The sequence below is a fragment of the Pedobacter sp. genome (assembly GCF_040513095.1).
GTDB lineage: Bacteria > Bacteroidota > Bacteroidia > Sphingobacteriales > Sphingobacteriaceae > Pedobacter.
This window is the reverse complement of the sequence record NZ_JBEVDX010000046.1, coordinates 65,227-78,773: the sequence shown is the minus strand read 5'-3', so window position 1 is coordinate 78,773 and position 13,547 is coordinate 65,227. Positions and strand designations below refer to the sequence as shown.

Sequence of the window (13,547 nt, the reverse complement as noted above, 5' to 3'; positions counted from 1 at the left end):
GTTTAACCTTAATAAACAAAGTTTAGTATTGCTTAACATTTTAATAAGCAATATATGTCTGTCAAACTAGTGGTTTTTGATCTTGCCGGTACTACGGTTAAAGATAACAATGATGTAAGCAAAGCCTTTCAGTCGGCCTTAAAAAAATATGGCTACAGTGTACCTCTTGACCTGATTAACCCGATTATGGGTTATGAAAAAACGGAGGCCATTACCAAAATGCTGCATACGCATGAGCCTGATGCTTCAAAAATAACCGACAGCCTGGTTCGTGATATCCACACAACATTTGTACGGGAAATGATTGATCATTACAGTTTTGCAGGAACGATTGAATCTCTGCCGGATGTTGAAGAAACATTTGCTGCGCTGCGCGAAATGGGGATCCAGGTGGGTATCAATACGGGTTTTTCCCGTGACATCGCCGATGCGATAATTAACCGCCTGCAGTGGCGCGAAAAGGACCTGATCGATCACCTTGTTGGTTCTGATGAGGTTCCACAGGGCCGTCCTTTCCCTTTCATGATCGAGAAGATGATGAAAGAAGGTAATATCGCTGATGCCAATGACGTAGTTAAAGTAGGGGACACCGAAGTAGATGTGAGGGAAGGCCAGAATACAGGATGCCGTTTTGTGATTGGTGTAACCACCGGTGCATTCAGCAGGGAAGGCCTGGAGACATATCATCCCACACATATCATTGATAATATAGCAGAGGTGCTGGAGATTATCAAAAGCAAGGCAGATGCAACAGATGAGCCATCTTAAAGCCTGGGTTGCGAAATGGCCATACGGTTTGCTATCTGTGATGGCTGCGCTGGCGGCTTTCGGAACGTATACCTGTATGTATGCCTTCCGCAAAGCTTTTGCCGCAGGTGTTTACAGCGGGCAGCAGTATTACCATATTGATTATAAGGTTTGGCTGGTTATCGCACAGGTATTAGGTTATACCCTCAGTAAATTTTACGGGATCCGTTTCATTGCAGAGGTTAAACCAGAAAACAGGGCAAAAAGCATCCTTGTACTCATTGGCATCTCCTGGCTCGCCCTGCTTGGCTTTGCACTGATCCCTGCTCCCTACAATATTTCCATGCTGTTTGTCAATGGCTTTCCGCTTGGGATGATCTGGGGACTGGTCTTTGGGTATCTTGAAGGCAGAAGATCCACAGAATTTATGGCATCAGTAATGTCTATCAGCCTGATTTTCGCCTCTGGATTTGTGAAAACAACAGGCAGGACACTGATGGATGTCTTTCATATCAATGAATATTTTATGCCTTTTTGTACAGGCGCCCTATTTGTTATTCCCCTGTTATTTTTTGTGTTTTGCATGGAACTGATGCCCCCGCCAACAGATAAGGATAAGGAACTGAGGGCAGAACGTGTACCAATGTCTGCTGCAGAAAGGAAAACCTTTTTAATCCGTTTCCTGCCCGGAATTTCCCTTACAGTAATTATTTATGTGATGCTTACCATGATGCGGGATATCAGGGATAACTTTGAAGTGGAGATCTGGACTGGCATAGGTATTAAAAGCAATACGATCTATACCCATATCGATACCATTATCTCAGTGATCGTTCTTACCGCAATGAGTTTGCTGATCCTGATCAGAAAGAACCTGCTTGCTTTTAGCCTGATCCATATTATGATTATTGGCGGTTGTATCCTTGCAGGTGTGTCAACAGTCTTGTTCGATCTTAAACTGATTGGTCCCGTAAGCTGGATGACCATGGCCGGATTAGGATTGTATTTGGGGTATGTGCCCTATAATGCCATCTTTTTTGAAAGGATGATCGCTTCCTTCAATTACAAAAGCAATGTGGGTTTTGTGATGTACATAGCTGATGCTATGGGATACCTGGGCAGTATCAGCATTTTAATGGTCAAAGAACTGGTGAAACCGGGGATCAGCTGGGACCTGTTTTTTAAACATGGCCTGCTGGTATTGTCAGTCACCGGAGGGATCGGGGGAATTTTGTCGCTCTTCTACTTTTTACAAACGGCAAACAGAGAACATAAAGATAAGCGTAAACTTAATTTATATACCGCATGAGTAAACGATCTGCCATAGTAATTGGAGCAGGCATAGTAGGCCTGGCTACTGCAAGGGCACTGGCCAAAAGGGGTTACCGGGTAACGGTATTTGAGCGTAATGAAAGAGCAGTAGGTGCCTCTATACGCAACTTTGGGATGGTTTGGCCTATTGGGCAACCTACAGGCCCCTTGTTTGAGCGGGCCATGCTTTCCAGGAGTATCTGGAAAGAGATCTGTACAGAAGCGGGAATCTGGCATGATGAAGTCGGTTCATTGCACATTGCCTATCACGATGATGAATTGCAGGTCATGACTGAATATGCAGAGGCAAACCGTTCTGTCCGAGATTGCAGCCTGCTAGGTATCGAAGAGACGCTGCAGAAATCACCAGCGGTAAAGCCCAGCGGTTTAAAGGGAGCTTTATGGAGCGGCACGGAAATGATTGTGGAAGCCCGGGTAGCTATACAAAAGGTAGCCGATTATCTCAGTGATAAATACGATGTTACTTTCTACTGGAACACGGCGATCAGCCAGGTGCAGCATCCTGCTGTTATCTCAGGTCAGCAGCGCTGGGAAGCCGATGAAATATATATCTGCAGCGGTGCTGAGTTTGAAACACTCTACCCGGAATTGTTCAGCGCAGCAGGGATCACCAAATGCAAACTGCAGATGATGCGCCTGCAGGCACAGCCCGACGGATGGCGTATTGGCCCTTCGCTTTGCGGTGGCTTGTCCATGATCCATTATCCCGGATTTCAATCCGCACCATCTTTACCGGCTTTACGCAGACGCTATGAAGAACAATATGCGGAATACTTAAAATGGGGCGTGCACGTAATGGTTTCACAAAACCATACCGGCGAGCTTACAGTGGGTGATTCTCACGAGTATGGGCTGGTGCATGATCCGTTCGACAAAGATTTTATCAACCGGATGATCCTGGATTACCTGCAGACTTTTACCACCCTGAAGAACAACAGGCTGATCCAGACCTGGAATGGCATCTATCCTAAAATGCCAGACGGGCAAACAGAGTTTATCCTCGAAGCTGAAGCTGGCGTAACCATCATCAACGGACTTGGCGGAAATGGCATGACCCTGTCTTTTGGTTTATGTGAGCAGATAATTGCAGCACGAACAAATATTTTATCATAAATTCATATCCGGATTATACCAGATACTTATTTTTCCCAAATGGACAACCGCAGAGAATTTATAAAAAAGGCAGCGCTATTATCAGGTGCTGCAGGTCTGTACAGCGTATTGCCTTCCTCTATCCTCAAAGCGATGGCGATTGATCCCAAAGCGGGCAGTACATATCTGGATGCCGAACATGTAGTAATCCTGATGCAGGAGAACCGCTCATTTGACCATTGTTTTGGTACGCTCAAAGGTGTGCGTGGTTTTAATGATCCCCGTGCTATTGATCTTCCTAATAAAAATAAGGTGTGGATGCAGAGCAATGCTGCGGGAGAAACCTACGCACCATTCCGTCTGAATATTAAAGATACCAAATCTACCTGGATGAGTTCCCTGCCTCATAGCTGGTCTAACCAGGTCAATGCAAGAAATGACGGTAAATTTGACCAGTGGCTCAATGTGAAAAAATCGGGTCATCCCGATTACGCAAAAATGCCATTAACGCTTGGTTACCACACCAGGGAAGATATCCCTTTTTATTATGCGATGGCTGATGCCTTTACTGTGTGTGACCAGAACTTCTGTTCTGCACTGACCGGCACTAATCCCAACCGCCTCTACTTCTGGTCGGGCACCATCCGTGAAGAACAGAAAGAGAATTCCAAAGCTCATGTTTGGAACGAAGATATGGACTATGGTACGCTGACCTGGAAAACTTTTCCGGAGAGGCTCGAAGAGAACGATATCAGCTGGAAGTGTTACCAGAATGAGGTAGCAATTGACGTAGGTTTCAAAGGTGAAGAAGATTCATGGTTATCAAATTTTCAGGATAATCCGCTGGAATTCTTTTCGCAATATCATGTGAACCTGCACCCTAAACATCTGGAACAGCTGAAAAAACGCCTGCCGGTACTGGCAGCAGAAATTGAAACGCTTAAAACTGAACTGGCGGCCCTCACAGCAGGAGACGCACATATCGATCATCTGCAGAAACAGCTGAACCAAAAACAACTGGATTATAAAAACAAGGAGCAACTGCTGGAACCCGGACAGTTTGACCGCCTGCCTGAGCACCAGCAGAATATCCACATCAAGGCTTTTGATACCAATAAAAATGATCCTGATTATCATTTGGTAACAGAGCTGGCCTACAATGATAATGGGATACCGCGTACGATGAAAGTGCCGAAAGGCGATGTACTTTACCAGTTCAGGGAAGATGTAAAAAAAGGTAAACTCCCAACAGTATCCTGGATCACGGCTCCCGAGAATTTCTCTGATCATCCAAGTGCCCCATGGTATGGTGCCTGGTATATCTCTGAAGTAATGGATATCCTGACCAGGGATCCTGAGGTATGGAAAAAGACCATATTTATTGTTACTTATGATGAGAACGATGGATACTTTGATCATATCCCACCGTTTGTAGCACCTCATTCCCACAAAAAAGGGACAGGTAAAGTATCTGAAGGGATTGATACAAGGGTAGAATACGTGACGCTTGAACAGGAACTGGAGAGAAAAGAATTTCCTGTAAAATATGACCGTGAATGTGCGATCGGATTAGGATACCGCGTGCCTATGCTGATTGCTTCGCCGTGGAGCCGCGGCGGATATGTCAATTCAGAAGTATTTGATCATACCTCTACGCTGCAGTTCCTGGAGCACTTCCTGTCAAAAAAGACCGGGAAGAAAATAGAAGAACCGAATATCAGCGATTGGCGCCGTACAGTTTGCGGAGACCTGAGTTCGGTTTTCAGGCCTGATACCAATGAAAAGACTGCTAACCCTCAATCCATTGTTAAAAACGGTTTTCTTGAGGATATACATAAAGCGAAATTTAAAAAACTTCCGGACGGTTTCAAGCTGCTGACGGCGCAGGAAATTGCACAGATCAACCGGCATCCGCAGGCTTCAGCCTACATGCCAAAACAGGAAAGCGGTATCAGACCTTCCTGCGCACTGCCTTATGAGTTATATGCAGATGGTAAACTGAGCGGAGATAAAAAATCCTTTGAAATCTCATTTGACAATAGGAATGATGTGTTCGGTCAACAGACTGCCGGGGCACCTTTCAATGTGTATGCGCCGGGAAAATATATGCACATTGATCATCCGGGTGTTTTAGACGAGGTAAGAACATGGGCTTACGGACTAAAAGCGGGCGATCAGATCAGTGATGCATGGCCTCTTGCAGAGTTTGAAAATGCGCTGTACCATCTGCGCGTTTATGGGCCTAATGGTTTTTACAGAGAGTTCATGGGGGATGAAAAAGATCCTTCGGTTGATGTATCTGTGGCTTATCAGCATGATCAGACAAAAAAAGGAGGGCTTACCGGCAACCTTGAACTTAAGATTATTAATGCTTCATCTGAAGTTTATACAGTGGAAATAACCGATCATAGCTACAAAATCAATAACCATCATAAAATTGCAAGGGCCTCTCAGGCAACAACTCTGGTTTTAGACCTGAAGAACAGTCATGGCTGGTACGATTTCAGTGTAAAAATAGAAGGACATCAAAATTTTACAAAGCGATATGCCGGGCGTGTAGAAACAGGTAAAAGCAGTTTCAGCGATCCATATATGGGTAGAGTGATAGTATAGGAGTTTTTTTTACCGGTAGTTTTCCTTGTTTCGCCGGCAGTTTACTTCTGCCGGCAAAAAAAGAATTTTTGATTAGCGTAACAAATTTAAATTTGCAGAGACTAATCAGACAAAAAAACTATTAACGCTACCTAAATGAAACGACTATTACTTATACTGGCTGTTCTGGGATTCATGCAAAACGCACAGGCACAATTCGGTCTTGGCGGCTCCGGACAAAAAATCACGATCACCGGGAGGATCACTGCTATCATTGCCGATTCAGCTACAAAAACCCCGATCGACTATGCCACAATATCATTGATCCGTGTAAAAGACAATAAATCTGTAAATGGCGCGGTAACAGATGCAAAAGGCAAGGTTACACTACAAAATGTTTCTCCGGATCAATACAAGTTGTCCATTGGTTTTATGGGCTATAAAAGTAAAACGGTTTTGTTAAAAACAAGTCCGGAAAAACCTGATCTGAATGCCGGTACAATCTATATCTCTGGTACGCAAAGCAATCTTAAAGAGGTATCGATAACTGGTAAAACGCCTATGATCGAGAATAAGATCGATAAAGTAGTTTACAACGCAGAGCAGGACGTAACTACTGCCGGTGGAAATGCCAGTGATGTGATGCGTAAAGTTCCCATGGTCTCTGTAGATATCGATGGAAATCCTACACTGCGCGGAAGTGCTGTAAGGGTACTGATCAACGGAAAGCCTTCGGGAACGATGTCTAACAGTGTCTCTGATGCCTTAAAGATGATACCTGCAGAAGAAATCAAAAGTGTAGAGGTGATTACCAGTCCTTCGGCAAAATATGATGCTGAAGGTGCCGGTGGTATCATCAACATCATCACTAAAAAGAAAACTGCCCAGGGAATCAACGGAAATGCGAGTGTATCTGCCGGTACCCGTCAGAATAACGGTAATTTCAGTCTGAATGGCAAGAAAGGCCGCCTGGGTATCACAAGTAATTTTGGAGTACAGTATGCCATCCCTCAGGATACAAGGGTCATTTTGCTCAATGACAATTATACAGCAAATACTTCACTGCTGCAGGATGGATTTACAAAAGCTAAACGATATGGTTATAATGGAAGTGTAGGACTTGATTATGATATCAATGGCTACAACAGCCTTTCTACCAATATCAAATACAATGACTTCACTACAGGTTCTGACGGAAGTGTCAACGCAATCAGAAGGGTTGTAGATACTATCTCAAACTACCAGCGTTTTTCTGAGAACAACGTAAGTTTTAAAAACTTAGACTGGAGTGCAGATTACAGAAGGACAACTAAGAAGGAAGGCGAAGAATTTACTGTTTCGGGACAGGCGAGCTTTGGCAGAAATACCACGGACTTCAATACATACAATGTTTTTCCGAATGGGCAGAGCACTGCGCGTATCCTGGGAGACAATACAGGGAAGAATAATGAATACACCGTGCAGACGGATTATACTTATCCCTTCAGTAAGGATGTAATTCTTGAAACCGGACTAAAAGGGATTTTCAGAACGATCCAAAGTAAATATGCCAGCAGTGACCAGGATTTTGATTATAACCAGGATGTAGGTGCAGCCTATGGTGTGCTGAGTTTTAAGCTGGCGAAAGCTCTTGATGTGAAAGCTGGTTTGAGAGCTGAGTATACGGATATTAGTGGTGTATCAGGCTCGTCCCTGAATTTCAATAATGATTATTTTAACCTTTTCCCAAGTGCTATCATCTCTAAAAAGATGAAAGGCAACAGTACTTTAAAGCTGAGTTACAACAGGCGGATGCAGCGTCCAAGTCTGAACTACCTGAACCCTTTCCTTAACAGTACAGATCCGCAGAATCAGTCGCAGGGAAATCCATCCCTGAGCCCTGAGCTGACCGACCTGGTTGAACTGGGCTATTCTACCTTTATCAAAGGATCAGTCATCAATGCATCGGTATTCTACCGTTCTACAATGGATGTGATTGAAAGTATTTATATTCCTAGTCAATTGCTGACTACCTATTCAAATGTGGGTAACAACAGGTCATTCGGTGCCAATGTGTTCGGTTCCTATAATCCCCTGCCAAAATGGACATTGATGAGTAACTTCAGTGTAAACACCTACAACGTAAGGAATACCCAAACTAATGTAAGCACGGGTACTTATGCAAACTACACAGTCTTTGCCCGCTCTGCAATTTCTTTTAAAGGCGGATGGAATACTGAGATCTTTGGTGTTTATAACGGAACGAGGAGAACTTTCCAGGGAACTGCCGGCGCAATGGCGTTTTATGGCGGGGCCTTTAAGAAAGATATAATGAAGAAACAGGCTACCGTGGGCGTAAATGTATTAAATCCTTTCAACAGGGACCTGCATATCCGTACAGAAAATGGTAGTCCGACCTTCCTGCAAAGCACTAACATCTATTACCCGCTGCGGTCATTTGGTGTGAACTTTAGCTACAAATTCGGCAAGGTGACTTTCACGCAGCCTAAAAAGAAAAAGGGCGTAAACAATGACGATCTGAAACAGGATGAAGGTGCCGGAGGCATAGGTGGCGGTGTGCAGCCTAAGCAATAGCTAATCCTTCTTTACACGCTTCAATATCATCCAGCTCAGCGGGTTAATTGAATACCCGCTGATGTTGTTTTGCAGCATAGTGACCGACTGATCATAGAGTATCGGTACCACAGATGCATTCTCAATCACCATATTGTCCATACGCTGGTTGAGGATGTATCTCTTTTTTGCATCCCTTTCATAATAGCTCTCTACAAATAACCTGTCAAATTCCTTATTGAAGTAACCGGTGTAATTAGGCCCGAAGGGAACTTTATTTTTGGAGTAAAAAACGGAAAGATAATTTTCTGCATCCGGGTAATCTGCAATCCAGGATCCCCTGAAAAAGTTGACTTCGTTTTTAGCCATCAGCTCGCGCAGGCTCGCACTCGGTCTTACATCTACTTTTACCTTTATTCCCAGCGCTGTAAGCTCTCCCTGGATAAATTCTATCAGGTCTTTGTACGAAGTGGAGGTTACAAGTGTAACTTCAGGCATTCCCTTTCCGTTAGGATAGCCCGCTTCAGCAAGTAGCCTTGCTGCTTTAGCTGGCTCATAATGATAACCCTTCACTAGAGTGCTGTCAAAGCCCGGCATCCCTTTGGGTACAAATCCCGAAGTTGCAGGAACGCCGATATTGTTTCTCAGGTATTTCACCAGCTTCGGCTTATCTATACCGTAGTTAATCGCCTGTCTCACTTTTTTAAATCTTAGAGGAGAATTCCTGACCATAGATTTCGATGTATCTACGAGTATACCAACGTATTCGGTACTCAGATAAGGTGCTTTGATCAGCTGAAACTTACCTTTGTATTTGCTGGTCATGCTACCGCTTTTAGTGAGGATATCATCCCTGTAACTGCCATCAACGCTGTTGAAATAATCCAGGTCTTTTTTAATGAAATTCATAAACGCACTTTGTTTGTCGCTGATGAAAGTAACCTTTACAGCATCCAGATAGGGGAGCTGTACCCCGTTTTCTTTTTCCCAGTAATGCTCATTTTTCAGCAGTACCAGGATCTCATCCTCTTTCCAGTATTTAAATTTGAATGGCCCTGTGCCTACCGGGTGACTCCTGAAATCTTTTCCGTAATGTTCTACCACTTCGCGGGGTACAACCATGCAATACTGTGTACAAAGCAGGTTAAGAAATGCAGGGAAAGGCTTGGTCAGGTTAATCCTGAACGTAGTATCGTTGAGGGCGATAAAATTATGAATGTCTTTTACCTTATCGCTGAAAATCCATCCGCCGGAAGAGCCCACCTTCGGATCAATCAGCCGGTTAAAACTGTAGACAAAATCTGATGCATTTACTTTTCTCCCTTTTCCGTTTTTAAACAGCGGATCATCCTGGAAGAAGATATCGTTGCGGAGGTGAAAGGTATAACTGAGCCCGTCTGCTGAGACCTCCCATGATTTTGCTATGGAAGGTACCGTATTCAGCGCGCTGTCGATCTGCACCAGGCCGTCAAAGATCTGGTTGATCATCCATATCGCATACTGATTGCGGGCAAAAGCAGGATCCATAGAGGTGAGGTTCTGATCGAGGTTGAGGTTGAACACCTTTTTACCATGGTCGTCTGCCGATTGGCTGCAGCTGCACAGCGCAATCACACTCAATGTGTAAAAAATCTCTTTTATAATTCGGGGCATCGGCAAGGAATAGTATTTTTGCACAAAGTAATAATTAATCCTATGTCTTTTTTAAATGCAGTTATAAATAATGTTGAGGACGAAAGCTTACGCGAAGACCTTCAGGAACGCGTAGATATTGTAGAGCATAAGATTAAATTTATGGATAAAGTACCTGTCTGCGTTCTGGACAGGGAGAATGCAGTTAACCCGGTGCTGAATATCCTTATTGAGTCTGCCGGGGGTGAAATACAGTTTGATCCGCTGCAGGCTAAAGTTTTAATTTACCACGAAACACAGGTGAGTATGCTTGATTTTATGGGTGCCGTTCCCTCATTGCTCGAAAACGAATGGCCCGCTGTAGAATACAACAGGGTTTATCTAATGGAAGATACCTCTGCTTTTTTCAGTGATCCTGAATCTTTTGTTTCTGCGCTCGAAGACGTGGCAGAGATGCTTTACCCGGGGTATTTTGTATTTGGTAATGAAGGTAAAACCTGGACCAGCTTCGGGCTTTAAAAATCAATAAACTTATCTATCTGTTCTCCCGTGAACTTTAAGGTGTCTTCCCTGAAGAAGGCATTGTTCTCGTCCAGCTCCGTTTTGATGGCAGGAATATGCAGGCGCAGTGGTAAAACATTCATGTGCAGATATCCGCAGACGCCAACAAAATGGTCTATGCCCCTGATATTGCCGTATTTGCCACCTGATATGCCCACCAGACAGGCCTTTTTATTGTAGAAGCTTCCCGGAAAATCACAGGCATCAATAAATGCTTTCAGGACACCAGGGAAACTGCCATTGTACTCGGGAATGATAAAAACGAATTTATCCGAACCGTCCATTGAATGGATGATTTTACTGAAGGCTTCTGTGCGCTTCCCGAACATATCGGTGTTGATAAAGTTCTCCGGCAAGTCCATCAGATCCAGGATGCTGGCCTCCTGACCTTTTTTTGCGAGTGCTTCCTGATAATATTTTGCGACTTTCAGCGTATTGCTTCCAGGTCTGTTTGTGCCGGAAATGATGGTAACCATGTGATATTGTTAATAAGATGTTTAAAACACTTAGGTGTTTAACACTAATATTGTCATTTAGTTTGTATCTTAGCTATTTGTTAAAAAGCCCCTAAATATAGGAAAAAATAGCGTTTTTACAGACAAAGAATCTAATTCACGAGTTCTCAGGGAAATAATTGGTAATTATTAAAAAGATAAATGAGTAAAATTATTGCATTGGCAAATCAAAAAGGTGGTGTAGGTAAAACAACTTCATCTATAAATTTAGCCGCCAGCCTGGCTGTATTAGAATACAAAACCCTATTGGTAGACGCAGATCCTCAGGCCAATTCTACTTCCGGTATTGGATTTGATCCAAGAAGTATCAAAAACAGTATTTACGAATGCATTATCAATGATGTTGAGCCTTCAGAAGCCATCCAAAAGACGGAAACGCCTAACCTGGACCTTTTGCCGGCACATATCGATCTTGTTGGTGCAGAGATTGAGATGATCAACCTGACCAACAGGGAATATAAAATGAAAGCTGTACTGGAGAAAATTAAAGACCAGTACGATTTTATCATTATCGATTGCTCCCCCTCTCTCGGACTCATCACTATCAATGCGCTAACAGCAGCAGATTCTGTCATTATTCCTGTACAGTGCGAATATTTCGCCCTTGAAGGTCTGGGCAAATTGCTGAACACCATAAAAATTGTACAGAACAGGTTAAACCCTGAACTGGAAATCGAAGGGATTTTACTGACTATGTATGATGTGCGTTTACGTTTATCCAATCAGGTAGTAGAGGAAGTGAGAACGCATTTCCAGGACCTTGTTTTTGACACCATCATCCAGCGTAACACCCGTTTGAGCGAAGCGCCAAGTTATGGGGTTTCTGTGATCATGCATGATGCCAATTGTAAGGGTGCGATTAATTATCTGAATCTTGCCAGGGAGATCGTCCGTAAAAACGGATTGGTTAAGGAAAGCCCGGGTGTGACTTCAGTAACTACTATTTAAATATAATTGAATGACATCTTTTCAGCGAAAAACAGGTTTAGGAAGAGGATTAAGTGCGCTTTTGGATGATTCTGATTCGATCCATCCGCCAAAAAATGCGATGAACCCGATCAGTGAAACTGAACAGAAGGCTCAGCCGAACAACATAGGTACCATCAAAATCAGTGACATTGCTACCAATCCCTTTCAGCCAAGAACAGAATTTGACCAGGTCGCCCTGAACGAACTGGCAGAATCCATCAGGATACAGGGACTGATCCAGCCGATCACTGTAAGGTCTGCCGATAATGGTAAATACGAGCTGATTTCGGGTGAGCGCCGTTTGAGGGCTTCCAAATTAGCCGGTCTCACTGAAATTCCAGCGTATGTACGCCAGGCCAACGATCAGCAGATGCTGGAAATGGCCCTGATTGAAAACATCCAGCGCGAAAACCTGAATGCAATTGAGGTGGCACTGAGCTTTCAGCGTATGCTGGATGAATGCAGCCTCAAACAGGAGCAACTGGGCGAACGTGTAGGTAAAAACAGGAGTACTGTAACCAACTACCTGCGGTTGCTGAAACTGCCGCCCGCAATACAGATCTCTATCCGTGACCAGAAAATCAGTATGGGCCATGCCCGTGCACTAATCAATGTTGAAGAGCCTGAAAAACAATTGTGGATCCACCAGGAAATTATTGACAAAGGTTTATCCGTACGTAAGGTTGAAGAACTGGTAAGAAGTATCAACAGCCTGCAGATTAAACCCAAAGCGGTTAAACAAGCGGGAGGTACCTCATTTGAATACCAGAAACTGCAGAGGGACCTGGCCTCAAGATTTGCAACCAAGGTAAAGCTGAAGGTAGGTGAAAATGGTAAAGGCGCTATCGAAATCCCATTTGTTTCCAATGATGACCTGAGCAGAATCCTAGAATTATTAGACTGGTAATGTCAAAAATCCTATTGTTATCGGTCTTCCTGTGCTGCACTGCAATGGTGGTCAGGGGACAGGAAGAGTTTACAGTTAAAGGCGACAGCCTTAAACGTACTCCTGCCAAAACGGATACTGCAAAGTATGTGAATCTTGGTAAAGTTGCTGCCAGAAAAGCCGCGATACGGTCTGCAATGATCCCCGGATGGGGACAGATTGGTAATGGGCTGACGGTTTACCGCGGGATTAAAGTTTCTGCGATCTATATCGGCGGTACATTATTAGCCATGTCATATATTCAGAACAACAATAATTATCATGAATTCCTCTCCGAAATTCAGTACCGGGAGGCCAATAACGGGCAGTCCCCCAGAGGAAGCAGGTTTGCAGTCTACACAGATATTAATGGCTTAATAACGGCCAAGGACGTTTACCGCAGAAACAGAGAGGTCGTTATGTTTTCGTTTGTAGCGCTCTACGCGGTAAATATTATCGAAGCTTATGTGGATGCCCGCCTCAAATATTTTGATGTAGGTGATAACATGGCCATCAAAATATCTCCTTCCATGATCAACTCAAATGTGAAATATGGATTTAATTCTTTTGCTCCGGCCTTAAAAATTGGCTTCAGATTATAAATACTCCATCTAAATTATAATATAAAA

Annotated in this window: 11 protein-coding genes; 9 read left to right on the top strand and 2 right to left on the bottom strand. The window is 43.7% G+C overall.

Annotated elements, in window-relative coordinates:
- The first annotated feature begins 54 nt into the window (after window positions 1–54).
- The 5 genes from ABWY16_RS06905 (at window position 55) to ABWY16_RS06885 (ending at window position 8,337) form a co-directional block, all read left to right on the top strand.
- Window positions 55–768, top strand: a complete 714-nt coding sequence (locus ABWY16_RS06905) for an HAD-IA family hydrolase (RefSeq protein WP_353903915.1) — start codon at window positions 55–57, stop codon at window positions 766–768.
- A complete protein-coding gene (locus ABWY16_RS06900) occupies window positions 746–2,056 on the top strand; it encodes a DUF5690 family protein (protein WP_353903914.1) in 1,311 nt (436 codons plus the stop codon). The genes ABWY16_RS06905 and ABWY16_RS06900 overlap by 23 nt, the downstream gene beginning before the upstream one ends.
- Window positions 2,053–3,192 carry a TIGR03364 family FAD-dependent oxidoreductase gene (locus ABWY16_RS06895; protein WP_353903913.1) on the top strand — a complete coding sequence of 380 codons (1,140 nt, stop codon included), beginning with the start codon at window positions 2,053–2,055 and terminating at the stop codon, window positions 3,190–3,192. The genes ABWY16_RS06900 and ABWY16_RS06895 overlap by 4 nt, the downstream gene beginning before the upstream one ends.
- A 39-nt stretch (window positions 3,193–3,231) precedes the next feature.
- Window positions 3,232–5,784 carry a phosphocholine-specific phospholipase C gene (locus ABWY16_RS06890; RefSeq protein ID WP_353903912.1) on the top strand — a complete coding sequence of 851 codons (2,553 nt, stop codon included), beginning with the start codon at window positions 3,232–3,234 and terminating at the stop codon, window positions 5,782–5,784.
- A 135-nt stretch (window positions 5,785–5,919) separates the two neighbouring features.
- Complete coding sequence (locus ABWY16_RS06885; RefSeq protein WP_353903911.1) at window positions 5,920–8,337, top strand: TonB-dependent receptor; 2,418 nt, start codon at window positions 5,920–5,922, stop codon at window positions 8,335–8,337.
- Here ABWY16_RS06885 and ABWY16_RS06880 read toward each other — a convergent pair whose 3' ends face one another.
- Window positions 8,338–9,969: an ABC transporter substrate-binding protein gene (locus tag ABWY16_RS06880; protein ID WP_353903910.1), complete on the bottom strand. Its 1,632-nt coding sequence runs from the start codon at window positions 9,967–9,969 to the stop codon at window positions 8,338–8,340. It abuts the gene before it with no gap.
- Window positions 9,970–10,011: 42 nt separating this feature from the next.
- Between ABWY16_RS06880 and ABWY16_RS06875 the strand changes: the two genes are divergently transcribed.
- Complete coding sequence (locus ABWY16_RS06875; protein ID WP_353903909.1) at window positions 10,012–10,467, top strand: hypothetical protein; 456 nt, start codon at window positions 10,012–10,014, stop codon at window positions 10,465–10,467.
- Here ABWY16_RS06875 and ABWY16_RS06870 read toward each other — a convergent pair.
- Complete coding sequence (locus ABWY16_RS06870) at window positions 10,464–10,985, bottom strand: NADPH-dependent FMN reductase (RefSeq protein ID WP_353903908.1); 522 nt, start codon at window positions 10,983–10,985, stop codon at window positions 10,464–10,466. The genes ABWY16_RS06875 and ABWY16_RS06870 overlap by 4 nt on opposite strands.
- A gap of 180 nt (window positions 10,986–11,165) precedes the next feature.
- On the opposite strand from ABWY16_RS06870, the gene ABWY16_RS06865 reads away from it, so the two are divergent.
- From ABWY16_RS06865 to ABWY16_RS06855, 3 genes are read left to right on the top strand one after another with little or no spacing between them, the layout of a single operon-like run.
- On the top strand, window positions 11,166–11,972 hold the full coding sequence (locus tag ABWY16_RS06865; protein WP_353903907.1) for a ParA family protein: 807 nt from the start codon (window positions 11,166–11,168) through the stop codon (window positions 11,970–11,972).
- A gap of 10 nt (window positions 11,973–11,982) precedes the next feature.
- On the top strand, window positions 11,983–12,900 hold the full coding sequence (locus tag ABWY16_RS06860) for a ParB/RepB/Spo0J family partition protein (RefSeq protein ID WP_353903906.1): 918 nt from the start codon (window positions 11,983–11,985) through the stop codon (window positions 12,898–12,900).
- The gene (locus ABWY16_RS06855) at window positions 12,900–13,520 is read left to right on the top strand and encodes a DUF5683 domain-containing protein (protein WP_353903905.1); all 621 of its coding nucleotides are present in this window, start codon (window positions 12,900–12,902) and stop codon (window positions 13,518–13,520) included. The genes ABWY16_RS06860 and ABWY16_RS06855 overlap by 1 nt, the downstream gene beginning before the upstream one ends.
- The last annotated feature ends 27 nt before the right edge of the window (window positions 13,521–13,547 follow it).